21 protein-coding genes are annotated in these 25,692 nt (G+C 32.8%); 4 read left to right on the top strand and 17 right to left on the bottom strand.

Annotated elements, in window-relative coordinates:
• Nucleotides 1–447: 447 nt before the first annotated feature.
• A complete protein-coding gene (locus ssp1_RS05395) occupies nt 448–1,359 on the top strand; it encodes a biosynthetic peptidoglycan transglycosylase (RefSeq protein WP_075778992.1) in 912 nt (303 codons plus the stop codon).
• 51 nt (nt 1,360–1,410) lie between these two features.
• Here ssp1_RS05395 and ssp1_RS05390 read toward each other — a convergent pair whose 3' ends face one another.
• Together ssp1_RS05390 and acsA are read right to left on the bottom strand one after the other, a co-directional pair.
• Nucleotides 1,411–3,078, bottom strand: coding sequence for a formate--tetrahydrofolate ligase (locus tag ssp1_RS05390; RefSeq protein ID WP_002452179.1), 1,668 nt, complete (start codon nt 3,076–3,078; stop codon nt 1,411–1,413).
• A 259-nt stretch (nt 3,079–3,337) separates the two neighbouring features.
• Entirely contained in the window at nt 3,338–5,047 is a 1,710-nt protein-coding gene (gene acsA / locus ssp1_RS05385; protein ID WP_107536080.1) for an acetate--CoA ligase, read from the bottom strand.
• Between the two features lie 172 nt (nt 5,048–5,219).
• Here acsA and ssp1_RS05380 point away from each other — a divergent pair, with 172 nt between their 5' ends.
• Both ssp1_RS05380 and ssp1_RS05375 read left to right on the top strand, forming a co-directional pair.
• On the top strand, nt 5,220–5,852 hold the full coding sequence (locus ssp1_RS05380) for a GNAT family N-acetyltransferase (RefSeq protein ID WP_107536081.1): 633 nt from the start codon (nt 5,220–5,222) through the stop codon (nt 5,850–5,852).
• A 21-nt stretch (nt 5,853–5,873) separates the two neighbouring features.
• Nucleotides 5,874–7,034, top strand: a complete 1,161-nt coding sequence (locus ssp1_RS05375) for an acetoin utilization protein AcuC (RefSeq protein ID WP_075778994.1) — start codon at nt 5,874–5,876, stop codon at nt 7,032–7,034.
• A 35-nt stretch (nt 7,035–7,069) separates the two neighbouring features.
• Here the strand turns inward: ssp1_RS05375 and ccpA are convergent, their stop codons facing one another.
• The 10 genes from ccpA to ssp1_RS05325 form a co-directional block, all read right to left on the bottom strand.
• Complete coding sequence (gene ccpA / locus ssp1_RS05370) at nt 7,070–8,059, bottom strand: catabolite control protein A (RefSeq protein WP_002452175.1); 990 nt, start codon at nt 8,057–8,059, stop codon at nt 7,070–7,072.
• A gap of 305 nt (nt 8,060–8,364) precedes the next feature.
• Nucleotides 8,365–9,456, bottom strand: coding sequence for a bifunctional 3-deoxy-7-phosphoheptulonate synthase/chorismate mutase (locus ssp1_RS05365; RefSeq protein WP_002452174.1), 1,092 nt, complete (start codon nt 9,454–9,456; stop codon nt 8,365–8,367).
• Between the two features lie 338 nt (nt 9,457–9,794).
• The gene (locus ssp1_RS05360; RefSeq protein ID WP_075778996.1) at nt 9,795–11,249 is read right to left on the bottom strand and encodes a coiled-coil domain-containing protein; all 1,455 of its coding nucleotides are present in this window, start codon (nt 11,247–11,249) and stop codon (nt 9,795–9,797) included.
• A gap of 77 nt (nt 11,250–11,326) precedes the next feature.
• Complete coding sequence (locus tag ssp1_RS05355) at nt 11,327–11,818, bottom strand: DUF948 domain-containing protein (protein ID WP_002467416.1); 492 nt, start codon at nt 11,816–11,818, stop codon at nt 11,327–11,329.
• Nucleotides 11,819–11,892: 74 nt separating this feature from the next.
• Nucleotides 11,893–13,206 (bottom strand): UDP-N-acetylmuramate--L-alanine ligase, encoded by a 1,314-nt coding sequence (murC, locus tag ssp1_RS05350; RefSeq protein WP_002452171.1) that lies wholly within the window; start codon nt 13,204–13,206, stop codon nt 11,893–11,895.
• A 21-nt stretch (nt 13,207–13,227) separates the two neighbouring features.
• A complete protein-coding gene (locus tag ssp1_RS05345; RefSeq protein WP_075778997.1) occupies nt 13,228–17,076 on the bottom strand; it encodes a DNA translocase FtsK in 3,849 nt (1,282 codons plus the stop codon).
• Nucleotides 17,077–17,096: 20 nt separating this feature from the next.
• The gene (gene ytpR, locus ssp1_RS05340; protein ID WP_002452169.1) at nt 17,097–17,699 is read right to left on the bottom strand and encodes a YtpR family tRNA-binding protein; all 603 of its coding nucleotides are present in this window, start codon (nt 17,697–17,699) and stop codon (nt 17,097–17,099) included.
• Nucleotides 17,700–17,713: 14 nt separating this feature from the next.
• Nucleotides 17,714–18,574 carry a DUF1444 domain-containing protein gene (locus ssp1_RS05335; RefSeq protein ID WP_049425502.1) on the bottom strand — a complete coding sequence of 287 codons (861 nt, stop codon included), beginning with the start codon at nt 18,572–18,574 and terminating at the stop codon, nt 17,714–17,716.
• Between the two features lie 99 nt (nt 18,575–18,673).
• Entirely contained in the window at nt 18,674–18,985 is a 312-nt protein-coding gene (locus tag ssp1_RS05330; protein WP_049425503.1) for a thioredoxin family protein, read from the bottom strand.
• A gap of 18 nt (nt 18,986–19,003) precedes the next feature.
• A complete protein-coding gene (locus tag ssp1_RS05325) occupies nt 19,004–20,080 on the bottom strand; it encodes a M42 family metallopeptidase (RefSeq protein WP_107536082.1) in 1,077 nt (358 codons plus the stop codon).
• 85 nt (nt 20,081–20,165) lie between these two features.
• On the opposite strand from ssp1_RS05325, the gene ssp1_RS05320 reads away from it, so the two are divergent.
• Entirely contained in the window at nt 20,166–20,480 is a 315-nt protein-coding gene (locus ssp1_RS05320; RefSeq protein ID WP_037552589.1) for a PepSY domain-containing protein, read from the top strand.
• A gap of 92 nt (nt 20,481–20,572) precedes the next feature.
• On the opposite strand, the gene ssp1_RS05315 is transcribed toward ssp1_RS05320, so the two are convergent.
• The 5 genes from ssp1_RS05315 to pepV all read right to left on the bottom strand — a co-directional run bounded on the left by ssp1_RS05315 (nt 20,573) and on the right by pepV (nt 25,656).
• Nucleotides 20,573–21,409, bottom strand: coding sequence for a YtnP family quorum-quenching lactonase (locus ssp1_RS05315; RefSeq protein WP_075778999.1), 837 nt, complete (start codon nt 21,407–21,409; stop codon nt 20,573–20,575).
• A gap of 175 nt (nt 21,410–21,584) precedes the next feature.
• The gene (gene trmB / locus ssp1_RS05310; RefSeq protein WP_075779000.1) at nt 21,585–22,229 is read right to left on the bottom strand and encodes a tRNA (guanosine(46)-N7)-methyltransferase TrmB; all 645 of its coding nucleotides are present in this window, start codon (nt 22,227–22,229) and stop codon (nt 21,585–21,587) included.
• A 13-nt stretch (nt 22,230–22,242) separates the two neighbouring features.
• The gene (locus ssp1_RS05305) at nt 22,243–23,034 is read right to left on the bottom strand and encodes a phosphotransferase family protein (protein ID WP_075779001.1); all 792 of its coding nucleotides are present in this window, start codon (nt 23,032–23,034) and stop codon (nt 22,243–22,245) included.
• A 360-nt stretch (nt 23,035–23,394) separates the two neighbouring features.
• Nucleotides 23,395–24,243, bottom strand: a complete 849-nt coding sequence (gene dat, locus ssp1_RS05300; RefSeq protein ID WP_075779002.1) for a D-amino-acid transaminase — start codon at nt 24,241–24,243, stop codon at nt 23,395–23,397.
• Between the two features lie 3 nt (nt 24,244–24,246).
• Nucleotides 24,247–25,656, bottom strand: a complete 1,410-nt coding sequence (gene pepV, locus ssp1_RS05295; protein ID WP_002452160.1) for a dipeptidase PepV — start codon at nt 25,654–25,656, stop codon at nt 24,247–24,249.
• Nucleotides 25,657–25,692: the final 36 nt, after the last annotated feature.

Raw genomic sequence — 25,692 nt, 5'->3', positions numbered from 1 at the left:
CCTATATATTATGTATTTTCATAAGTTAAGATGAACGTAAAACTTAGAATTAAAGACCAATTCTAAAAATTTGTATAAGTATGATTGATAGATTTATTTAATCAACAAAAAAGCACCCTTACATCATATTTAAATGTAAGGGCGCAATTGCACGGTACCACCATACTTGAATTTAAGGTATATACAGTTTTTATAATTAAACCCATTTATACCTCTTTTCTCTTTACTAATGATACGTTCATTAATCAAACGTCAGACTGTTATATAAGGTGTATTCACTAGTTAGATCATGTTAGTTCTCAGCAACCACTAACTCTCTAAAAATCTCTAAAAAGCTACTTGTCCTTCATCTGAAACTTATGTATTTGCCATTAATTATAGTTAACATTATTTTAAAAGTCAACTTTACGACTATGGTATAATAAGTCTACATAAAGGAGGTTTGCTATGGATAAAATCATGAAACAACAACAACAAGATAAAATGTTTCAATTTGAAAAGAAATATAAGCAGCTCAAACATATCATCGTTACCATCTTTCTAATTGGTTTGATGTTTATGATTATTATCCTGCTAGCAGCCATCATATACTTTCATCAATTGACTAAAGATGCTTCATCTATAAGTGATCATGCACTTAAACATAAGGTCATTCACTTTGTAGGAGATGACTTAATTAATTATAAAAACAATGACATTTTAGATGAATATGATCATTCTTTAAATTCATTAATTGTTGGTCCAAAACATGTTAGTCCAGACGTCATTAAAGCATTAACTTCTTCAGAAGACACCTTATTCTTTCAACATAATGGCATTTTACCTAAGGCCATTATACGAGCAATGTTTCAAGATATAATGCAAAATGATCAAAGTTCTGGTGGCAGCACGATAACACAACAATTGATTAAAAACCAAGTACTTTCTAATGAAAAAACTTATAGTCGTAAAGCTAATGAAATTATATTAGCACAAAGACTTGAACGTATACTCTCTAAAGAAGAAATTATTTATACGTATTTAAATATTGTACCTTTTGGTAGAGATTATAACGGTGCCAATATAACAGGTATCTCTTCGGCGTCTTATAGTTTATTTGGAATTCCACCTAAAGATTTAAATGTTGCACAATCAGCTTATTTAATTGGCTTATTACAAAGCCCTTACGGTTATACACCATATAAGGAAAATGGTGACTTAAAACCAGACAATCAAATAGATTATAGTATTCAGAGACAACATTATGTACTAAAACGTATGTTGGTCGAAGAAAAAATATCTAAAAAAGAGTATAAAGAAGCGTTAAAATACCATATTAAATCACATTTACTTACAAAACCTAATAAAAATGCTGGTTAAATCATAAATACCCGGTAATGATCAATACATTACCGGGTTTGTTAATTAAATTTAGAATAAGCCTACTGCATGTCCATCATCTGTAACATCCATATTTAATGCTGCTGGTTTTTTAGGTAAGCCAGGCATTGTCATAATTGCACCTGTTAATGCAACTATAAATCCTGCACCTGTTTTCGCTTCTAATTCACGAATCGTAATTTCAAAATCACTAGGTGCACCTAAGGCTGTTTGATCATCGCTAAATGAGTATTGTGTTTTAGCCATACAAATTGGATAATGGTCCCAACCATTGTCTTTAAATTGTTTTAATTGTTTTTGAGCCTTACTTGAGAATGTTACTTTTGAACCACCGTAGATTTCTTTAACGATTGTTTCAATTTTATCTTCTAAAGGTTGATTTAATTCATAAAGTGGTTTGAAGTTTTGAGGTTGATCAATGACTTCTAATACTTCATTAGCTAGATCAACGCCACCTTTACCACCTTTTTCCCAAACTTCAGTCAATGCAATTCTCACGCCATTTTCTTTGGCCCATGATTTAACAAACTCAATTTCTGCATCTGTATCGTGAATAAATGCATTGATAGCTACAACTGGTTCAACACCAAACTTCTTAATATTATTTACATGACGTTCTAAGTTAACGATACCTGCTTTAACAGCATCCACATTCTCTTCTTTTAAATTATCTTTCGCAACGCCACCATGCATTTTTAAGGCACGCACAGTTGCTACCACTACAACTGCTGATGGTTCGAAACCTGCTTCACGCGCTTTGATATCCATGAATTTTTCAGCTCCTAAATCAGAACCGAATCCTGCTTCAGTAACCACAATATCAGCTAATTCACGTGCAGTTTCTGTCGCTAAAATTGAATTACATCCGTGAGCGATATTTGCGAATGGTCCACCGTGTACAAGTGCTGGCGTTCCTTCAATTGATTGTACTAAGTTTGGCTTAATAGCATCTTTTAAAATCATTGCTAAAGCACCTTCAACTTTTAAATCAGCAACAGTCACAGGCTTACGATCACGTGTATAACCGATTGTGATTTTACTAATTTTTTCTCTTAAGTCTTTAATGCTTCGGCTAAGACATAAGATAGCCATAATTTCAGATGCAACTGTAATATTAAAGCCATCTTCACGTGGTACACCGTTAGTTGGACCACCTAGTCCAACGTTAACATGACGTAAAGCACGATCGTTCATATCTAATACACGTTTCCATTCAATACGACGTTGATCAATGCCTAATTCATTACCTTGATGTAAGTGGTTATCGATAAATGCTGATAATGCATTATTCGCTGTAGTGATCGCATGGAAGTCACCGTTAAAGTGTAAATTGATATCTTCCATTGGTAATACTTGTGCATATCCACCACCAGTAGCGCCACCTTTTATACCAAATGTTGGTCCTAACGCTGGTTCACGTAATGCTACCATGACATTCTTTTTTAATTCATGAAATGCATCTGATAAACCAACTGTAACTGTCGATTTACCTTCCCCTGCTGGTGTTGGACTCATTGCTGTTACTAATACAACTTTACCCTTATTATCTTTAGGTTTTATTTGGTTAATATCAATTTTAGCTTTGTAATGTCCATATTGCTCTAAGGCTTCTGCTGGAATCCCTGCTTCTTTAGCTATTTCACTAATAGGTCTAATTTTTGATTGATTCGCAATTTCTAAATCTGATAAATGTGCCAACTTATTTCAACCCCTTGTAAATAATATAAATAGAAAAATAAGTGTAAGAATGTTTGATATGTAATGACTCTCATTCTCTTACAACTTTAATAATAACCGACTCAATCAATGATGTCGAATATTTGTTAACGTTTACATTACTATTATCAGAAATATTCAAAAAATATGATTGAGTCTAGAAAAACTAAACTCAATCATATTTATCTTAATCGTTAATGTATGGAAATAGTTATTTTGCTAATACTACTTAATCAATCATCTAATCTTCCATTGTACTTAAATCACCTGCATCTAAATCTAATTCCCAAGCTTTTAATACACGGCGCATAATTTTACCAGAACGTGTTTTAGGTAATTTGTCTTTAAATTCAATTTCACGAGGTGCTGAATGTGCTGATAATCCTTCTTTAACAAATTGTTTAATACTTTGTTTTAATTCATCTGATGGTTCATAACCTTCTCTTAAAGCTACAAACGCTTTAATGATTTCACCTCGTACTGGATCAGGCTTACCAATAACACCTGCTTCAGCAACAGCTTCATGTTCAACTAATTTAGATTCTACTTCGAATGGACCGACACGTTCACCAGCTGTCATAATGACATCATCAACTCTACCTTGGAACCAGTAGTAACCATCTTCATCTTTATAAGCAGAGTCTCCTGAAACATACCAATCACCAATAAAGTATGAATCATATTTTTCTGGATTTTTCCAGATTGTATGCATCATTGAAGGCCATCCTTTTTTAATGGCTAGGTTACCCATACGATTTGGAGGTAACTCATTACCTTCATCATCAACAATTGCTGCTTCAATACCTGGTAGTGGTTTACCCATTGAACCTAATTTAATATCCATAGCTGGATAGTTAACAATCATGTGTCCACCTGTTTCTGTCATCCACCAAGTATCTAACACACGTTTGTGGAATACATCTTTAGACCATTTAATTACTTCAGGATTTAACGGTTCACCAACAGATAAAATTGAACGCAGTGATGATAAATCATATTTATCTACAACATCATCACCAGCACTCATTAACATTCTTAATGCAGTTGGCGCTGTATACCACACTGTCACTTTAAAGTCTTGAATCATTTTATACCATTGTTCCGGAGAGAAACGTCCGCCAACAATACAATTTGTCACACCATTTAACCAAGGTGCAAAAACACCATATGACGTACCAGTTACCCAACCGGGGTCTGCTGTACACCAATACACATCTTCATCTTGTAAATCTAAAACATATTTACCTGAAATATAATGTACTAACATGGCTTTTTGGACATGTAATACACCTTTAGGTTGTCCTGTAGACCCAGATGTATAATGTAAAATAAGGCCATCATCTTCATTTAACCATTCAATATCAAAATCTTCACTTGCTTCTTTAAATGAACGATTAAAATCTACATAACCTTCTTCAACATCATTATCAACAACAACAATTTTCTCTAAATGCGGTAATTTATCTTTCGGGATTCTAGGCAACAGTGCTTTATTAGTAATGATTACTTTTGCTTCACTATTTTCTAAGCGATCCGCAACAGCTTTTTCCATAAATGCTTCAAATAAAGGTCCAACGATTGCACCAATTTTTAAAATTCCTAAGAAAGCGAAATACAATTCTGGCGTTCTTGACATAAAGATAAATACTCTATCCCCTTTTTTAACATCAGCTTCATTCTTTAATACATTAGCTGCCTTATTTGAGTATTTTTTCATATCTTCGAACGTATATGATTCATGACGTTGATCGTCTTTATAATTGAGCGCAATTTTATCTCCTTTACCTTCATCAACATGTCTATCGATACATTCATATGCCATATTGATTTTACCTGTTTTACTCCAAGAAAAGGCTTGCTCAACGCTCTTCCAATCAAAATCTTTGTACGTTTGCTCATAATCTTGCATGTTATAATTTCCAGGTTCGCTTTGATAAACTTCAACTTTCATAAGAAAATCCCCCTTCAACTTTATGTAATCGCTTTCTTTAAAATGAATTATACATATAATTGTCACATTATTCAAAACATTTATTTATTAATCACAATATTTTTGTTATATTACAAGAAAATAAGTATAATAACAGTAAGGTTTTGAGGCTATTTGATGAGGATGTGAAAAAATGAAACATATTAAAACTTATGTTACAGACAATATCGAAATTGACGATGTTAAATACAAAATCGAAGGCCCTGTTTCACACTCTTTTTTGAAAACGCTTACTTTCGACGAAGGTCTTAATGCTTTTCGATCTTCTAAAGAACAATACGATGCATTGTTAGAAATTACTACATTATCAGAAGGTAGAGTATATGTAATACGACTAGAGCAACATATTATTGGTTACGTTACCTATCATTATCCAGATGAGCTCGAAAGATGGTCTACTGGGCATCTCCCCTATTTATTAGAACTCGGTGCAATCGAATTAAGTAAAAGTTATCGACACCTACATCTAGGTGGTCGATTAATACAACTTAGTCTCTCTGGAGACGAGTTTGAAGATTTTATTGTACTTACTACTGAATATTATTGGCATTGGGATTTGAAATATGCACAATTAGACGTATTCGAATATAAACGACTCATGCAGAAGTTAATGCAAAAAGGTGGTCTAGAAGTGTTTGCTACTGATGATCCTGAAATTACCAGTCACCCCGCTAATTGTTTAATGGCAAGAATTGGTAAACGTATTACTTTGGATCAACAACATGCATTTGATGATATTAGATTTCAAAACCGCTTCTTCTATTAGTTGTTTGAAAGGGATGAGCTTATGAATACTAAAAATAGAACAGGTTATGTATATTCAGATGATATTTTAAAATATAGATTTAATAACGAGCATCCTTTCAATCAAATGCGTTTAAAATTAACGACTGAGTTGTTGTTAGATGCACAATTTTTAACAAATGAAAATATTTTAGAACCAAGAATTGCGACAGATGATGAAATTGGTTTGATTCATAAATATGATTATATACAAGCCATCAAACATGCATCTCATGGTATATTAAGTGCTGAAGAAGCCAAAAAATATGGATTTAATGAAGATACTGTACCATTTAGGCATATGCATCGACATTGTGCACGAATTGTCGGTGGTGCGCTCAATTTAGCAGTTAAAATAATGGATGGTACTTATATCAATGGTTGTCATATAGGCGGCGGCTTACACCATGCCTTAGCAGGCCGAGCAAATGGATTTTGTATTTATAACGATGTCGCTATTACAGCTCAATATCTCGTTCATCATTATAATCAACGTGTGATGATAATAGATACAGATGCACACCATGGAGATGGAACACAATGGAGTTTTTATACTAGTAATGATGTTTTAACTTATTCTATTCATGAAACAGGTAAATTTTTATTTCCAGGATCAGGTCATTATACTGAACGTGGTGAAGATATAGGATATGGTTATACAGTCAATGTACCATTAGAACCCTATACAGAAGATAAATCATTTCTAGAATCATTCAAATCAACAGTTGAACCTGTTATTGCTGCATTCAAACCCGATATTATCTTAAGTGTTAATGGCGTGGATATCCATTATAGAGACCCATTAACACACATGAATTGTACGTTAAGTTCATTATATCAACTGCCATATATAATTAAAGAATTAGCTGAAAAGTATACAGAAAATAGAATAATTATGTTTGGTGGCGGTGGTTATAATTTATGGCGTGTTGTTCCACGCGCATGGAGTCATTTATATTTAAGTTTAATTAATGAACCGATTCAACAAGGCTATTTACCTCTAAACTGGATTAATAAATGGAAGCATTATAGCTCAGTTACATTACCTAAAAGATGGGAAGACCGTTTAAATGACTATACTTATATTCCACGCACTACTGAAATTTCAGAAAAAAATAGACGTATTTCAAAATTAGTTGCCAGTTGGTATGACCTTTCAAATTAAAAGCACACCGCATAAACGGTGTGCTCTATTTTTAATTATTTAGTTGTTCCTCTATATTCAATTCTATGTGGTAGAATCACGTTTGGTTCATCAATTTCTTCTTCGTTCATATATTTCGTTAGTAATCTCATACCAACAGCACCGATGTCATATAATGGTTGAATCACACTAGATAATTGTGGTCGAACCATTTCAACTAAACGCGTATTATTGAAACTTACAATTTGTAATTCTTCAGGTACTTTAATACCTGCATCTAGTGCACCATGTAAAATACCTATCGCTTGTTCATCACTAATTGATAAAACGGCATCAGGTAGATTATCTTTAATTTTATCAAAGACTTTCATACCTTCTTTGTAGCTTTCAGCTCCTGATAAATGAAGTGAATCATCTAATTGTAATTGATTTTTAGATAATACTTTATTTAAGCCTGAAAGTACGTCTTCTTGTGCCTTTTTAGAGTAATCGCCACCTACTAATGCAAATGACTTAGCACCTTGTTCTATAAGTTGTTGCGTAACTTCTTCAGCTGCTTTTTCAAAATCAATATTTACAGATGCAACATGGTCATCTTTACCATTTGTACCTGATACAACAACTGGAACTGAAGATTGATTGATGAGCTCTTTGATTTCCTCTGAAATTGTACCACCTAAGAAAATAATGCCATCAACTTGTTTACTTAAAAGGTTATTAAATATCTCTTTTTCTTTTTCTGAATCATTATCAGAATTTGAAATAATAGAATGATATTTGTACATCGTTGCAATATCTTCTAAGCCACGAGCAAGTTGAGAATAATAAACATTAGAAATATCTGGGATAATTACACCTACAGTTGTTGTACGTTTACTTGCTAGTCCACGTGCAACAGCATTAGGTCGATAGTTTAATTTTTTTATAACTTCGTTTACCTTATTTCTAGTTTCTGGTTTAACATTTTGATTTCCGTTAACTACACGAGAAACCGTTGCCATCGACACTCTAGCTTCTCTAGCTACATCATATATTGTTACAGTCATAGCATCCTCCTTGAAAGCGCTTTATACACTTTGGTATCATGTTTTCATATTATTTTCAAAGTTTACCATATTTGGAGATTCAGTGAAATAAATTTGTTTTGACGTTCACATTTCTGTCAGATTTTAAGTATCATTACTCATTTATTGAATTACGTCATTTCAAGGACTAGAAACACTGTCAAAACTTAATATAGTAATGATAATAATATTATACATAAAGAAGAGGTTGAGATATAATGTTTCTACTCTGGGAAACCGATTAACATCGTCCCAACAGCAAAACTATATCCCAACCTCTTTTTGCTTTATTTTAGTTTTTTATCATTATATAAGTCAGCTAAAGGTTTTAATTCTTTATAGAATTCATTGAATTCATTTAAATCCATTTGTTGGCCTGCATCACTTAAAGCCACTGAAGGATCTGGATGCACCTCAGCCATAACGCCATCAGCGCCAACCGCTAATGCTGCTTTTGCTGTTGGTAACATAATATCTTTACGACCTGTACTATGTGTTACATCAACCATAACTGGTAAATGTGTCCCTTGTTTTAAAATAGGTACTGCAGAAATATCTAATGTATTTCTAGTCGCTTTTTCATATGTTCTAATACCACGTTCACACAGAATAATATTTCTATTACCTTGAGAGGCAATGTATTCTGCAGCATATGTGAATTCTTCTATCGTTGCTGATAATCCACGTTTTAAAAGAATTGGTTTATTTGTACGACCAGCTTCTTTTAATAATTCAAAGTTTTGCATGTTACGTGCACCAATTTGGAAAACATCAAGATATTCGTCAGCAATTTCAAAGTCATTTGGATTTACGATTTCACTAATGACATTTAAATTAAACTTATCTTTAACATTTTTTAAGATCTTAAGTCCTTCAACACCTAAACCTTGGAAATCGTATGGTGATGTACGAGGTTTAAATGCTCCTCCACGAATGAACTTTTCACCTTTAGCTTGCAAATCTGCTGCTACAGCATCTACTTGCTCTTGTGATTCAACTGAACATGGTCCGAATACAAAAGATTTATGTCCTTCTCCGAACATGCCACCATTGTCAAAATGAACAATTGTATCTTCAGGTTTTAATTTACGAGATACGTATAAATGCTTTTCATTTTCTGATTTTTGTAAGTCTGTAGAGGCTTTAAAAATTTCTTTAAATAATTGTTTAATGACATTGTCGTTGAATGGCCCTTTATTTTTATCTAAAAGATCATTAATCATTTCTTTTTCACGTTGTGGATCATATACTCGTGTTCCTTGCTTGATTTTTTCTTCACCAATTTTTTGTGCTAATTCGCCTCGACGGGATAGCAATTCTAAAATTTGATCGTTAAGGGAAACAATTTCTTGTCTGTACGTTTCTAATTTATTACTCATAGCTACTTCACCTCTATCTAATAGTTGCACATTTATATGTATCACTTTAAAGCGATAAATTAAATGTATTTACGAATCATTCTAACAATTAACATTTTATAGTTCAAGCTCTAATTGTTAGAATTGATTAAATTTTCTAAAAATATACTAATATTCTAAAGCGATGTGACTTTAATTTTTCTAAAATAAAAAGAGCAGAACGTCATCTATCCTGATATTGAATAAATGATGGGTCCCACTCTAAAATGATACATTTAATTTCACTTTAAAAATCAAATACTAATCAATGAGTGCTTATATTCATATCATAATATTAACTGATATTAAATACAAACCAATTAGTCATTGAAGGTACGTTTTTCAATTTTGCTAGTCGTTTTTTCTACTTTTTGTTGTTTTTTACCTTGTTGCTTTTGGTTTTTATTTTGACTAGGTGTTTTTGTTGATTGTTTAGACGATTTTGTTTGGGTCTTAGTTTTGTTATTTGATTTAGTTGATTGATTATTTTGACGTGTTACGACACCTTTGTCAAATTGTGCTTTATTTTGTTTTTTTGAAGGTTGTTGATTAGTTGTTTGACTAACATTATTACCTTTTGTTTCATTCGTTGAAGATTTAGTCACTAAGTTAGGCACTTTTGTCATTTTAGATTTTGCAATAGGTGCCTCTGCTAATAGAGAATTTGTTAATTGTGATTCTTTAGAACCTTTAGTTAACTTCGCTTGTTTTTCTTTGGCTGCTGTAGCTAATCTATTAGCGAATGAACCATCATTTGCTTTTGACGCATTATGATTTGATTGATTTAATAAGTTTGGTGTAGTTTGTTTGTTGCTTTTAGCTACGTCTTGTTCTTTAGTTAAATCGCTAGTATCTGCTAATACTTGTGAATCATTGTTCATTTTTTGTTTCTTTGTGTGAGCTGCACTAGCTAATTTATCAGCACTAGATGTTTGAGCTGCTTTATCTTTAGTTTGAGATGGATCTGATAACGATGATTCTTCTTTAATAGCAGATTGTGCCATAGCAATTTCTTTGTCAGATACATGCTTATTGTTATCAATATTAGAATCTGCTTGCTTACTTTTTGCATCTGCTTTTGCTTCTTGGATTTCTCTTGCTTGTGGTGATTGATCTGCTAATGTGTCATGATTCGATTCTGCTTGAATCGCATTCTGTTGTGCTGCAAGTTCCTTTGATGAAGGTGTTGCAGTTTGTTGATCATTACGCTTAGCTTCAACTTTTGCATCTTGAATTTCACGCGCTTGTGGTGATTGATCTGCTAATTGGTCATGATTTGTTTCAGATTTGATTGCATTTTGTTGTGCTGCTAATTCAGTCGCACTCGCACCAACTTTAGAATGAGCATCAGCTTCTAATTTTGCTTCTTGAATCTCTCTCGCTTCTGGAGATTGGTCTGCTAGATTATTATCACTTACTTCTCTTTGAATCGCTACTTTTTGAGCAGATAATTCATCAGAAGTAACACCATTATTAGATTTATTTCTAAAGTTTTCTACTCGTGTTTTAACAGTTTCAATATGATGTTCAGCTTGTGATTTATAATTTAACGCTTTTTCACGTAATTCTTTTTCTTTTGCAATAGCTTGATCTGCTTTTTCAAAGACTTTCATCTTATAGTATAAACCTAAAGCAGACCCTACAATTGCTCCTGTAATAAAGCTAACTACGAAATCTTTACGTTGTGGTGTTTGATCATTTATACGAGTATGTCGGCTGTATAAATCATTTCCAGTATTATTTCTTTCAAAATCATCACGATTATAGTGTTCCATGATTTATTCCTCCCTATAACAAATGCACTTAAACAAGTAACAACCTCATTTAAGTGCATTTAGTTCATTCTTATTAATTATTTATCAACACGAGTAGTGTAACTATGATCTGTATCATTTGCTACTGTGTTTGCTTTGTAATTTGCACTTCCTCGACGGTAGTGTCTATTTTGCCATTTGTCAGCAATTTCCATTGCTACATTTGACCATTGTACTACTTGAGAAATTTTATCTTCGTTTTGAGAAACATTGTGCGTAATTGAGTTAGTTACACGGTCAACTGAACCGTTTAATGTTTGAACTGAGTCACCGATACCTTTAACAGCATCAACTACAGAATTCAAACGATCAACTTTACCTTGAATGTCTTCAGTTAAACGGTTTACTTTGTGAAGTAAGTCCGTAGATTCTCTTGTAATACCTTGTACTTGACCTTCAACACCATCTAGTGTTTTAGCCACGTGATCTAAATTTTTCTTAACAGAAATTAACACTACAACGATACCGATACATAAAATTAAGAACGCTATCGCAGCGATAATTCCGGCAATTGGTAAAATCCAATCCATTAAAAACGCCTCCTAAATACCTAATTATAAAATTCATTAATATTTAATACCCTTGAGAAATCATTATAAACATATTAGAAATCTTTTTTTACACCAATTTTATTTAAATACGCTTTTTGCATTTTTTGAATGTCACCAGCGCCCATAAATAAGATAACTGCATTTTCAAATTTTTCTAATACATCAATACCACTTTCATCAATTAATGCTGAACCATCAATACGGTTAATTAAATCTTGTATTGTTAATTCACCAGTATTTTCTCTTATAGATCCAAAAATTTCACATAAGAAAACATGATCAGCTGCACTTAAACTCGTTGCAAATTCTTCTAAAAATGCTTGAGTTCTAGAAAATGTATGTGGTTGGAATACTGCAATAACTTCTTTTTGTGGATATTTTTTTCGAGCTGTTTCAATTGTAGCATTAATTTCTCTTGGATGGTGAGCATAATCGTCTACTAATACTTGATTTGATACTTTTGTTTCATTAAAACGACGTTTTACACCACCAAATGTTTCTAATGCCTCTTTAATATTATCAACATTCATTTTTTCAAGATAACTAATCGTAACAACCGCTAATGTATTTAAGATGTTATGGTCACCATATTGTGGTGATAGGAATTGACCATAGAATTCACCATTGATGTAAACGTCAAATTGAGAACCTTGTTCTGTAATTTGAATATTTTTAGCATATACATCGTCTGTTTCATTAAATCCATAATAATAAATAGGCACATCTGCTTCTAATTTTCTAAGGTGTTCATCGTCACCCCATGCAATAATTGCTTTTTTAACATTATGAGCCATTTCTTGGAATGCATCAAATACATCATCAACATCTTTGAAGTAATCTGGGTGGTCGAAATCAATATTCGTCATAATTGCATAGTCAGGATCATAACTTAAAAAATGTCTACGATATTCACATGCTTCAAATGCAAAATAATCACTACCAGGCAATCCCATTCCAGTACCATCACCAATTAAGAATGATGTCTTTTTATCACCATTCATAACATGTGATAGTAAACCAGTTGTAGATGTTTTACCATGTGCACCTGTAACAGCGACAGATGTGTATTGATTAATTACATGTCCAAGAAAATCATGGTATCTAATCACATCTAATTTAAGTTGATGTGCTTTAACAATTTCTTCATGACTATCAGGAAAAGCATTTCCTTGAATAATCACCATGTCTTCTTTTATATTATTCGCATCGAACGGTAGAATTGTTATGCCTTTGTTTCTTAGAGCAACTTCAGTGAATACATAAGTTTCAATATCTGAGCCTTGCACCTCATGTCCAAGATCATGCATAATTTGTGCTAATGAACTCATGCCGGAACCCTTAATACCGACAAAATGATAGTGTGTCATTATAAAACTCCTTACTAAATTTTAATCTTGATTTAAATCCGCCTCAGTAATATAAACATCTCTAGGTTTAGAACCGTTAGCTCCAGAGATATATCCCAATTGTTCTAACTGATCTATGATTCTCGCTGCTCTATTATACCCAATTTGGAAATGTCTTTGTACTAATGAAGTAGATATATGTCCTTCATTAATCATGAACTCACACACATCATCAAATAGATCGTCCTGTGCTTGAGTTTGTGTTTTCTTTAATAATTCCTTTTCTTCAAATAAATACTCTGGTTCACGTTGTTGTTTAATGAAATCTACAACGTCATCTATTTCTTCATCTGAGACAAATGTACCTTGAACACGGATTGGTTTATTCATACCGCCTCCTAGATATAGCATGTCACCATATCCTAATAGACGTTCTGCACCACCGCTATCAAGTATAGTTCTAGAATCTACACTAGATGATACCATAAATGCAATTCTAGTTGGAATATTAGCTTTTATTAATCCTGTAATGACATTTACTGATGGACGTTGAGTGGCTACTAACATGTGAATACCACATGCACGTGCTTTCTGAGCAATTCGTGCTATGGATTGTTCAACTTCTTGTGGTGCCATCATCATTAAGTCGGCTAATTCATCTATTACAATAACAATTTTAGGCATTCTTTGTTCATAAGATGCTTTTTTATTAAATGCAGTAATATTTCTCACATGATATTGCGCAAATAATTTATATCTGCGTTCCATTTCTTCAACTGCCCATTTTAAACTTTGAGTGGCAGCTTTAACATCTGTAATAACGGGTGATACTAGATGAGGTAAATCATTATACGGTGCTAATTCCACCATTTTGGGATCAATTAATAATAGTCTCAATTCTTCTGGGTGATTTTTATACAGTAAGGACATCAAGATACTATTAATACATACAGATTTACCTGAACCAGTAGCACCTGCAATCAAGGCATGTGGCGTTTTCGCTATATCCATTAACAATGGCTCATTGTTAATTCGATATCCCATGGCAACTGTTAATTTAGATTCTGCGTTTTTAAATTGTTCTGAATCTACAATTGATCTCAAATTCACTTTAGCTGGGTTTTGATTAGGCACTTCAATACCAACAAGGCTAGTTCCTGGTATTGGTGCTTCAATACGAATATCTTTGGCAGCTAGCGCCATTTTAATATCATCTTGTAATGCAGTAATTCTTGATACTTTTACACCTTTTTCAACTGACAGTTCAAAGCGTGTCACACTTGGACCTTCAGTGACATTTTGCACTTCAGCTGGCACATTGAAGTAATATAATGCATCGTTTAATTCTTGTTTCTTATCATCGATCCATTCTTCATTGACTTCATGCGGCTCGGGTTCTTCAAGTAAATCAAAACTTGGCAGCTTAATATTAGGCCCTTTTCGAATTGTAGGCTTTTGTACTTCTGTTTCTTCTGAATGATTTGGCGTCTGTTTCTTATGATGTTCATTCATTTCAATTTGACTATTATCTTGATGATTATTTGTGAACTCACTGTCATTAGCATGTGATAAACTATTTTGTTTGTTTATCACAGAATGATTTTCATCGGAATGACTTGTTTCTGTAGTCACTGTATCTTCAGATTCAGAATGAGTAATTGGTGTTGAATGACTCGTTTGAACACTTTCAGAAGAATGACTTGCTTCCTGATTAGAAAACGGCTCCGATGTACTAGTATGATGTGACAATGATGTTGACTTAGTATCTTCGCTAGAATGAGTTGCTTGTTTCTTATCTTCTGGCGTTAATTCAGGAACATTAACTCTTTTACCTTTATTCTTATCCATCATTCGCTTTTTATCTGATGGTGTCATTACAACATTAAACGGTTTACCACCTGTAACACGCTTCTTAGGTGAACGAGATTGCTGAGCTTGTAGTGAGTTGGATTGTTTATCTGAACTACTTGTATTTTCAGAATTTGATTCAACTTGTTCTTTAGTACTACATTGTATTGATTCAGATGTTGAATGATGTGAAAGACTGTCTAGATGACTACCATCATCTGAAGGACTCATTGACTCATATTGATGTTCTGATGAACTAACCATATCCATTGGCTTAGTTGATGACATACTTGTATTATCATTAGAAGTCTCGTCATTATTTTCAGTTGAGTCACTTTGATTTTCTGAAGCGCTATCTGGTTCTGATGATGTTTCACTTTTTATATCGGATTGACGTTTACGCTTCTTAGCATATTCAGTTTCATGATCAACACTTTGTGTAACAGCATTATGTCCGCTTCTTTGTTGCCATTGTTGCTCATTAGGTTTTTGTTGAGATTCACTCAATTCTTGTGACGATGACATTGGTTCTGAAGTTACATGATTTGATGATGGGATACTTTCATCTATTTCACGATAATCTGCATCATCAACGTTATTAAGTGATTTAGATGTGTTATCATTCGTTTCAAAATCTCTGTATCCACTGTCAAAATTTTGCGTGTTGGACTCAAATTCTTGATTCACTTTTCCATCTTCAACTGTACTATCTGTTAAAGCATACTCATCTCTACCTTGAGCTGAATCATTTTCAATATCAGAATCGTGATTGACAGCGTCAGAAACCGTAACATCATCATGATTTACTTCGTGTCTTTGAGTGATATCGCTTAAATCTATTTCTTCGTAATTATAGTGATGTTCAGATTTTTCTTGGTTATCTATGTCTAATTCAGTAGCGTCATTTGATACATTTTTATCTACATCGCTATTTATATTCTCAGTGCTATCTTTAAATTCTTCTTGATCATCAATGTCTAATGAACTATCACCTACGTATTGCTGAGCTTGTTTAGCATACATTTCATCTATTGCTTTTTGGATACTATCTTCATTAGATTCTTGATTTTGTTGTCTCTTTTCTTGTAATGCCTTTTTAAATCGACGTTTCTGAAGGACTTTACGTTCACGTTCTCTACGAATTTCTTCGACAATTTGTGATGCATAGATATTATTAATATTTATTGTATTATCTTTTTTAGAATGATTAGGTGTAGTCGTTGTTTTTACATTTTCATCATCTGTAGATAAATCATTATTAAAAGTATTATGATTTATTTCTTGTGACTTTTGTTTTTCAGGTTGAGATTGTGTCTTATAACCGGATGAAACCTCTCTTGAATTACTATTTAACTTATCACTATCACTTCGATTATCTTCCGTTACATGTGCGCTACTTTTCTCACCATCTTTAGGCGGTATAACACCATTTTCAATTGGACGTCTTTGTTTAGTACCGAAAATAGCAGATGGTACTTCAGATGCTCTAAAATCACTTTTGTGATATGTATACTCAGATTGAGTCTTATAGTTTGATTTAAATCGCTCTGATTGTAACTTCATTCTAGGTTGCGTATTGGATGATGTTTTATGATTATTCGTACTTGAACTCCCAAGTGATGTAGGAGAAATTTGACGGTGTGTTGATGTCGTAGTATAAGGGTTGGAATCTTTTTTCTTTCTAGATTGGTAACCCTTAGATTGATAACTAGAATCAGCAATACCATCATCATTGCCATGATTTCTTCTACGACGATGTCTTTTATTGTCTTGAGTACGAAATTCCTCTATATCATGATTGACATTAGACTGGTACACATCTTGAGTAGTTGTGTTTTCAGACTCCGCATTTCCTGATTCAAAACCTTCCATAGGAAAGCGAAACTTCCCTTTTGGACGATGATAGATATCATTATTTTGTGGCAGTAATGAGTCATGATTAGTATCATTCGATTGATTTGCCTGGCGTCTTTTATTTTTATTGCGCAATATATCTTCATTTGAATCATTATCTTCGCCAAATAATTTATCAAACCAGCTCATACTTTCACTACCTTCCTTTATTATTCAAAAAATGCTTGTCCAATTTCATAACTATCATCTAATACCATGATGCCTTTTTCTTTAGGTGCATTTGGTAAATTGAGTTCTTTCATAGAACAAATCATTCCACTAGATGCAACGCCTCTAAGTTCTGCATCTTTAATTACCATACCGCTTGGCATAACTGCACCAACTTTTGCAACAACCACTTTTTGGCCTTGTTCAACATTTGGAGCACCACAAACAATTTGTAATGTATCATTCCCCACATTGACATTTAGAACACTTAATTTGTCTGCGTCAGGATGTTTTTCCTTAGTTTCAACGTATCCAACTACAAATTTAGGTGATAAATCTGCATTCAATTCATATGTGAAACCATTATTTTTTATCATTTGTTGTAATTGTTCCACAATATCTTCAGTTAATTTGATATGACCATTACCCTCAATTTGAATGTGATTTGAAATATTGAAGAAATTATATCCAACTACTTGGTTATCATCTTCCTTAGTAATTTCTACAACATCGTTATTTTTTCTATAATTAAATTCACCTTCTGAAGGTTCAATTTGTAAGAAAGCAACGTCTCCTACACCTTTGGGGTTATAAAATAAATTCATACTTTTTCTCCTTTTTATTTATTTTTATCATTAAATTTTTTACGATTTGCTTCTAATCTTTGAATCACGTTTGGGTCTCTTTTTTGTTTATTATTTTTACCTAAAATGAATATAGGTTCAAGATGACCTTTATCATAACCAAATGATAGTGACGTGATAGGCACAAGACCTTTAGTGAAAAATTCCATAGTTAAATGTGCCATAACATCATAGCCTGTTTTATTACGAATATCCGCAATAACTAATACATCTTGATGAGGCACTGCTACTAACATTTCACCTTCACATTGATCTTGAATGTCATTTAAAAATGATGTGTTTAAAATACGACTTGCATCATAGCCATCATTAGAGTTAATAAAATAAAAGATATTACCCTTAACTTCATCTGTACTATATTGATTGTTTAACTTTCTAACATTGAATAAAGACATTTCTTTCACTTGTTGCTTTGTCATATTTAATGTTTCTAACATACTCTCATCTATGAGTCGATAAGATTTACCTAAATCTAATGCATAGTAAATATTTGTTTCTGCGGTGTGATGTTCAAAAATGAAAGCATTGCCCTCTTTAGTCTTCTTGTCGAAACTTGTAGCACGGATTACTGGCATAATTTGAATATCTTTTAGTTGTTCGAGCCCTTGATCAGCCATTTGTTCAATAGCTTCGTCTATATAATAAATAATTTCATCGACTATTTTTTCTTCTTTTTCTTCATATTTTGCGACAATAGCATTTAGTTTAATTGTGACACCTTTATGATTGTCTTTTCTATAAATTCTTAATGTTTCGTCTTCACGATCAAATTTATAATTGACGTCTAAATGGTTTAAACGCTGTTTAATTTTATCTCTCATTTGAAAGACATTCATCTATAACACTCCTATTTCGCACCTCTTAATAGTTTACAATAAAACAATGGATAGTAACAGAAAAAAACAGGTTTTTAAATATATTTTTCAACTAATCAATTAAATATATTGTGATAAAAATGTATCGATTTGTTCGATGGATTTTCTTTCTTTACTAATATAACTTCCTAGCAATTCACCGTTTCTATAAACTAAGAAACTCGGAATTCCCATAATACCATTATCAATACAAATATCTATAAATTGATCTCGATCTACTGAGACGAATTTAAACGAGGAATATTTTTCTTCTAATTGTGGTAATTCAGGTTCAATAACTTTACAATCTGGACACCAATCAGCAGTAAATTCAAATACCGTATTGTCTTGTTTTAATTCTTCAAATTGTTGTTCTGATTCTAGTTTTAACATCATCTTCACTCCTGTTAGTTAATAATATTGTAATGTTTCAATTTGTGTTTCATTTAAATTTACGATTGCTTTATTTAATAGTTGTCTTGCTGCAAAGTAATCTCTAATATCAAATACAGCATCTGTGCTATGAATGTAACGTGCACAGACACCTATAACGGCTGTAGGAATTCCTGTATTCGCTTTATGAATCTCGCCCCCATCAGTTCCGCCTGGAGACATATAATATTGATGAGGAATATCATATTGATTGACTAATTGAAGTAAATAATCTCTGAATGATGGTCTAAGAATCATTGTTCCATCTTTAATACGAATCAATGTCCCCTCCCCTAACGCACCAGACAACTGATTAGGACCTTTAATATCATTTGCTGGAGAGCAATCAACTACAAATGCAACATCTGGTTGTACAAGTTCAGCAGATGCTTTAGCACCACGTAGCCCAACTTCTTCCTGTACATTTGCCCCTACATATAAATCTACATCTAACTCGATGTCTTTCAATAATTCTAATATCTCAATCGCGATGAGACAACCATATCGATTATCCCATGCTTTAGCACTAAATCGATACTTGGATAATTGAGTGAATGTAGTATCTGGTACAATCGTATCGCCTATTTCAATACCTCTTTGTCTCACTTCATTAGCCGATGTCGCACCAATATCTAACATTAAATCACTAATTTGTGGAACAACTTCGTTTCCTGTTCTAAAATGTTTTGGGATATTAGATACAACTCCTGTAATTTCTTCGTTGTTACGATTTTTTACTTTGAGCCTTTGTCCTTGCCAAATATCATTAGCAACGCCACCAAGATTTGTAAATTGGATCATACCATTTTCTGTAATATGTGTAATCATAAAACCAACTTCATCCATATGTGCAGCTACCATTACACGTTTTGCATTCGGCTTAGCTGATTTTTTCACTCCAAAAAAGCCACCCATTCTGTTTTCTATAAACTCATCCACAAATGGCGTCATTTGATCTTTCATATATGCTTTAATATCATCTTCAAAACCTGGCGCACCATGTAATTCAGTAAGATGCTGTATTCTATCTATTGTTTTACTTTCATTTATAGTCATTTAACGCTTCACTCCTTATAACTTATTATATCATCTTCATTATGGTAAACTAATAATATGAATTATGAAAAAGGGAGATACAATGATGAAGTGTTTAAATTGTAAAAATTTATCTATCATAGGTGCTTGTACGGTTGTAATCATTTCAGCTGGTGTCATTACATACCTAGCTAAGAAAAAATATTATAATCCCGATAAATTATTAAATGAAGTTAAAACATATTTTATGGACGTTAAAGGCTCTTATATCGTACATCAACCTCTTAATGATCCTAACATTAATGCTCACAAACCAGTTTATCTCGGTGGCATAACTGCATCTAAAAATGGACAACTCGTAGATTATGATTTTTATGCAGATGCCTATTCAGGTGAAGTATTAAATATTATAGAGTTATAAATTACACATTTATATAAAAATTAAAGGTTATAGTAAGTTCATGCCTCAATTTTGAGATTCTTGAACAAAGCTATAACCTTTTTTTCATTGATTTAATATTGTCTATATGCACGTTTAACTGTCTCTTTAACGTTGTGTTTATCTAAATCAAATTTAAGTGCAAAGTATTCCTCGTCATGATAAAACAAGAACCAATAATCATTAAAAATATAATAAGGAATGCATCTTTCCTTTTCTTCAATCGATGTCATTGGGTAATCATCATATGCTGTAACCCATAATGGATTACGATGTGCTAAGGTTGGGAAAATATCAGCCATATGTACTGCTTTTTGCCCTTCGCTTTCAATAGTTATGATACAGTGTCCATTACTATGTCCACCTGTATGTATCATTCTAATACCTGGAACTGGTTCGATGTTATCTTTAAATAAAATAACTTTTTCTTCGTAATCTCCTTGATTTTCCTTCCAATACGTCGCCTGACTACGTATATTCGGTGCTAAAAATTCATGCCATTCATCTTGTTGAATATAGTGTGTAGCATTTTTAAATAGTGTATGCCCATGTTCATTGGTAAGTCCCGCAGCATGGTCAAAGTGTAAATGAGTCATTAAGACCATATCTATATCATCTGGTGTCAATCCAAAATATGCTAATTCCTCTTTAATAAAACTTTCTTGTGTAACACCACTATTTCTTTTTTGCTTATCTGTTAATTTATTATTACCAATACCTGCATCTATTAAAATATTGTAGTCTGGGTGTTGAATAAGAATTGGATGCGTAGGCGTATGAACCTGATTCTTGTCGTTTACTTTATATTTTCTTGTCCAAAGTGGTTTGGGTACAACACCAAACATCGCGCCACCATCTATATGCGTATTGCCTCCATTTATATCATCTATTGTCAATGCACCTAACCTCATCAAATCACTTCCCCATTTTAGTCTTGAAACAGTCAACCTTAATTATAATCTATAATATTTTTAGGACATTAGCAATAATTGACATTGCTCTATTATGGTTAAATACCGTGACGACTCTGAACATCTTTGATTCACACAAAAAGACAAGCACCAGTTAAGGTGCTTGTCTTTTTCATTATATATTTTTATGAAATTTAGCTTCCATTCGATAGATTCTAGAACCTTTTTCAGAAAATTTCTGTTCATATTCTGTTAAAATATTATCTTCGTCATCTTCTTCATGTAAGTTTAAATTCATCTTTGTAAAGTACATGCCAAATTGAGACATACTTTCTAGACTGTACGCAAAAAGACCTCTATTATCTGTTTTAAAATGGATTTCTCCGTCTTCAACTAAAATCTGTTTATATAGTGCTAAATATGTATGATATGTAAGTCTTCTTTTAGCATGACGTTTTTTAGGCCATGGATCAGAAAAATTAAGATAAATTCTTGAAACTTCACCATTTTTAAAGTATTCGTTAAGTTCTATCGCATCATTACAAATCATTTTCAGATTAGATAAGTTTTGTTCTTTAACTTTATCTAATACCTTATACATGACGCTTTTTTCACGTTCCATTGACACGAAATTAATTTCTGGATGTTGTGCGGCAAGTGTTGTAATAAATTGCCCCATTCCTGAGCCAATTTCAATATAAATCGGTTGCTTTTGTTCAAACCATTCATCTATATGCCCAGCATGCGAACCATCCATGTCAACTAAGTCTGGATGGTTTTTCAAATAATCTTCCGCCCAAGGTTTGTAGCGAACTCTCATACTCAATTTCTCCTTATATAAATAAGTTGCTATTCATCACTTCATTTAAAAATTCAAGCCATGTATTCATATCTTTAAAACGTTTTTGTTCTTCATACCATTGAACCATACCAATAGATTGAATAACCGTATACCACTTCATACGTTTGTTTAGATTTAAACTTTCTTGAACACCATATGTTTCAAACCATTTAGACCATTTATTTTCAGGAACGTAGTTGTAAAGCAGCATGCCAATATCAATAGCAGGATCTGCAATCATTGCACCTTCCCAGTCTACTAAAAATAGCTCATCACGATCTGATAAAAGCCAGTTATTATGATTGACATCACCATGTACAACAGTGAAAAATCTTGAATCTAAATTAGGTATATGCTCTTCTAAATACGTTAATGCTTTTCTAACAACATGATGTGTTAAAACTTCTCTTGAAAGAGATGCATTAATTTTATTTAGCATAATATCTGGTGTAATTGGTTCCATTTCCATTCTTTTTAGCATGGTCAATAATGGTTTAGAATTATGGATTTTTTTCAGTATTTTGGCTACTCTAGGCTGTTGCATTTCGTTCGCTGTTAATTCGCGACCGTTTTTCCAATGTTGCGCCGTTACGACTTCACCAGTTTCAATTCTTTTCGTCCAAACTAACTTAGGTACAATACCCTCTGCAGATAAAGCTGCTATAAAAGGATTAGTATTTCGTTTTAAAAACAACTTCTGACCATCTTGTTCAGCCATATAAGCTTCACCAGAAGCACCGCCAGCTGAATCTAATGTCCACCCTAACTGATAAAACTGCTCCAACACGTTCACCTCACTTTCAATTAGAAAATGGCTCCAGAAATATGTTTTTCAAGAGCCATATATTCTAATTTATAGAAACCGTATAGTCATTTCTACACGCTTGTTTAAATTTATTTTACAGTTTTGTGAGTTGGCTAATTTTTATATTTTTGTCCCTAAAAATACGCTTTAAAATTGCGTCCTCATTTTTTATCACTCATAGAAGATTTTATAATTTTTACCATTATATTTCAACTAAAAATGAGAAACTAAAAGACACATTTTACTAGTCCGCTCGTTTAAAAATTATAAAACTACTTTGACTTAGATTATAACATATTTAGAGTGAGATAGTTGGAGAAATTTTGATAATTATTCAACTTATAAACTATGTGTTTTGATATATTCGTTAAATCCATCTTGAAGTTGTCTCGTAACTTCACCTACATTGCCATTTCCGACATCTTCTCCATCAATCTTAACTACAGGCATGACCTCAGCTGATGTACTAGAAATGATCACTTCATCTGCATTTTTTAGGAAATCAACAGTAAACGTTTCTTCAATAAATGGAATATTTTTATCTTCAGAAATCCATTTAATAACTTTTCTTGTAATACCATTCAAAATAAAGTTATTCACAGGATGCGTGTACACTTTTCCATCTTTGATAGCATAGACGTTACTTGAAGCACCTTCTGTAACAGTGTCACCGCGATGTTGAATAGCTTCACTAGCATTATATTTCACAGCAAATTCTTTAGCTAAAACGTTCCCTAAAAGATTTAAACTTTTAATGTCACAACGTAACCAACGAATATCTTCTGTTGTAACAGCATAGACACCTTTTTCTAAATCGTCGAACGGTCTATCATAACTCTTTGTAAATGCCATCAATACAGGTTTTACCGGTGGTGTTGGAAAAGAATGTTCTCGTGGTGATGCACCACGTGTTGCTTGAATATAAATCCCTCCATTTTTAACACCGTTAACCTCTAATAATTTACGCACTAATTCGATTAATTCATCGACTGTATAATTCAGATCTAATCCAATTTCATTAGCACTTCTTAAAAATCTTTCAAAATGTTCTTTAATTGTAAATAACTTACCTTCGTATGCACGAATGTATTCATAGATACCGTCACCAAACACATATCCTCTATCTTCATATGATACCTTTGCTTCTTCTTGTTCTAGGAATTCACCATTAATAAAAACTTTTGTCATAAATTATCCCTCCACACATAATGAGTATATCGCCTCGAGATAAATACTCGTTGCATTAAATAGTTGTTTTTTCGTGATGTATTCGTTTTTCTGATGCATTAAGTCTTCAGAGTCGCTAAACATAGCACCAAAAGCGACACCTTTGTCTAAGTTTCTTGCGTAAGTACCGCCACCAATTGTATACGGTTCTGTCATATCTCCAGTTTGGTTTCTGTATGCAGTCACTAATTTTTGAACAAATGGATCATTTTTATCCACATAATGAGGTTTTTGTACTTTACCCATTTCTATTCTAAATCCTAATGTTTCAATCTCTTTTGAGAAACGATCAATAGCTTCTTCAAATTCAAATCCTTGAGGATATCTCAAATTCACACCAAAGCGACCAGCATTTTCATTATCATAAGTCATCACACCAATATTTGTAGTGACATCACCCATAATATCAGTATGGAATTTCATTCCCATTTTTTCTCCAAAGTGAGATTCGTGTAAATATTGGTTGCTAAAGTCCACAAAATCTTTTGCACTTTTATTTAAATTCAACGTAGCTAAGAATTCTAAAAGATAAAGTCCTGCATTAATTCCTAAAGAAGGGTCCATACCATGAACAGCTTTACCTTCAACAGTTAAAATAAGAATACCACTATCTACAGTGCTTTCACCTTGTAGATGATGTGTTTCTAAAAAGTATTCAAAGTTCTGTATCACATCAGTCATGTGTTCTTTGACTAATACTTTAGCTTCTGCATGATCAGGCACCATGTTATAACGTTGTCCAGAATTAAACGCTAATAATTCATAATCTGGTTCATCTACATCTTCAGCCATTTCATTTTGTACTAAGTCAAATGTCGTAATACCTTTTTCACCGTGAATCGCAGGAAATTCAGCGTCTGGCGCAAATCCTAATGCAGGCATTTCTTCAGTTTGAAAATAACGATCGGTACATTTCCAATCAGACTCTTCATCTGTACCAATAATAATATGAATACGTTTCTTCCAATCTACTTTCATATCATTTAATATCTTCACAGCATAGTAGGCCGCAATCGTAGGTCCTTTATCATCTAGTGTGCCTCTAGCAATGATAGCATTATCAGTAACTACTGGTTCGAACGGATTTGAATCCCATCCATCACCAGCCGGTACAACATCAACGTGACAAAGAATACCTAATACATCGTCACCTTGGCCTGCTTCAATTCTACCAGCTATATGATCAACATCATGTGTAGAAAAGCCGTCTCTTTCTGCAATTTGATACATATAATTTAATGCTTCTTTTGGGCCTGGACCTACTGGTGCATCATCGTTTGCTTTACTGTCATCTCTTACACTCTCTATTGATAGTAATCCATTTAGGTCTTCAATGATTTGGTTTTCGTATTCTTGAACTTTTTCTTTCCACATTCGAATTCGACTTCCTTTTTTAATAAGTTATTTTCC

This window comes from Staphylococcus sp. M0911 (assembly GCF_003491325.1).
GTDB classification, from domain to species: Bacteria; Bacillota; Bacilli; order Staphylococcales; family Staphylococcaceae; genus Staphylococcus; species Staphylococcus warneri_A.
The sequence above is the reverse complement of the archived record's forward strand: the minus strand, read 5'-3'. Positions and strand labels throughout refer to the sequence as shown.

Bases quoted from the DNA above. Each gene is read 5' to 3' on its own strand.
- ccpA (WP_002452175.1), bottom strand. From the start codon at position 8,059: ATGACTGTAACAATATATGATGTAGCTAGAGAAGCTAGAGTGTCGATG.
- ssp1_RS05375 (WP_075778994.1), top strand. From the start codon at position 5,874: ATGAATACTAAAAATAGAACAGGTTATGTATATTCAGATGATATTTTA.
- trmB (WP_075779000.1), bottom strand. From the start codon at position 22,229: ATGAGAGTTCGCTACAAACCTTGGGCGGAAGATTATTTGAAAAACCAT.
- ssp1_RS05360 (WP_075778996.1), bottom strand. From the start codon at position 11,249: ATGGAACACTATAATCGTGATGATTTTGAAAGAAATAATACTGGAAAT.
- ssp1_RS05345 (WP_075778997.1), bottom strand. From the start codon at position 17,076: ATGAGCTGGTTTGATAAATTATTTGGCGAAGATAATGATTCAAATGAA.
- acsA (WP_107536080.1), bottom strand. From the start codon at position 5,047: ATGAAAGTTGAAGTTTATCAAAGCGAACCTGGAAATTATAACATGCAA.
- ssp1_RS05380 (WP_107536081.1), top strand. From the start codon at position 5,220: ATGAAACATATTAAAACTTATGTTACAGACAATATCGAAATTGACGAT.
- ssp1_RS05335 (WP_049425502.1), bottom strand. From the start codon at position 18,574: ATGAATGTCTTTCAAATGAGAGATAAAATTAAACAGCGTTTAAACCAT.
- murC (WP_002452171.1), bottom strand. From the start codon at position 13,206: ATGACACACTATCATTTTGTCGGTATTAAGGGTTCCGGCATGAGTTCA.
- ssp1_RS05325 (WP_107536082.1), bottom strand. From the start codon at position 20,080: ATGACTATAAATGAAAGTAAAACAATAGATAGAATACAGCATCTTACT.
- ssp1_RS05365 (WP_002452174.1), bottom strand. From the start codon at position 9,456: ATGAGTAATAAATTAGAAACGTACAGACAAGAAATTGTTTCCCTTAAC.
- ssp1_RS05315 (WP_075778999.1), bottom strand. From the start codon at position 21,409: ATGAGGTTAGGTGCATTGACAATAGATGATATAAATGGAGGCAATACG.
- ytpR (WP_002452169.1), bottom strand. From the start codon at position 17,699: ATGAATTTATTTTATAACCCCAAAGGTGTAGGAGACGTTGCTTTCTTA.
- ssp1_RS05330 (WP_049425503.1), bottom strand. From the start codon at position 18,985: ATGTTAAAACTAGAATCAGAACAACAATTTGAAGAATTAAAACAAGAC.
- pepV (WP_002452160.1), bottom strand. From the start codon at position 25,656: ATGTGGAAAGAAAAAGTTCAAGAATACGAAAACCAAATCATTGAAGAC.
- ssp1_RS05355 (WP_002467416.1), bottom strand. From the start codon at position 11,818: ATGGATTGGATTTTACCAATTGCCGGAATTATCGCTGCGATAGCGTTC.
- dat (WP_075779002.1), bottom strand. From the start codon at position 24,243: ATGACAAAAGTTTTTATTAATGGTGAATTCCTAGAACAAGAAGAAGCA.
- ssp1_RS05320 (WP_037552589.1), top strand. From the start codon at position 20,166: ATGAAGTGTTTAAATTGTAAAAATTTATCTATCATAGGTGCTTGTACG.
- ssp1_RS05395 (WP_075778992.1), top strand. From the start codon at position 448: ATGGATAAAATCATGAAACAACAACAACAAGATAAAATGTTTCAATTT.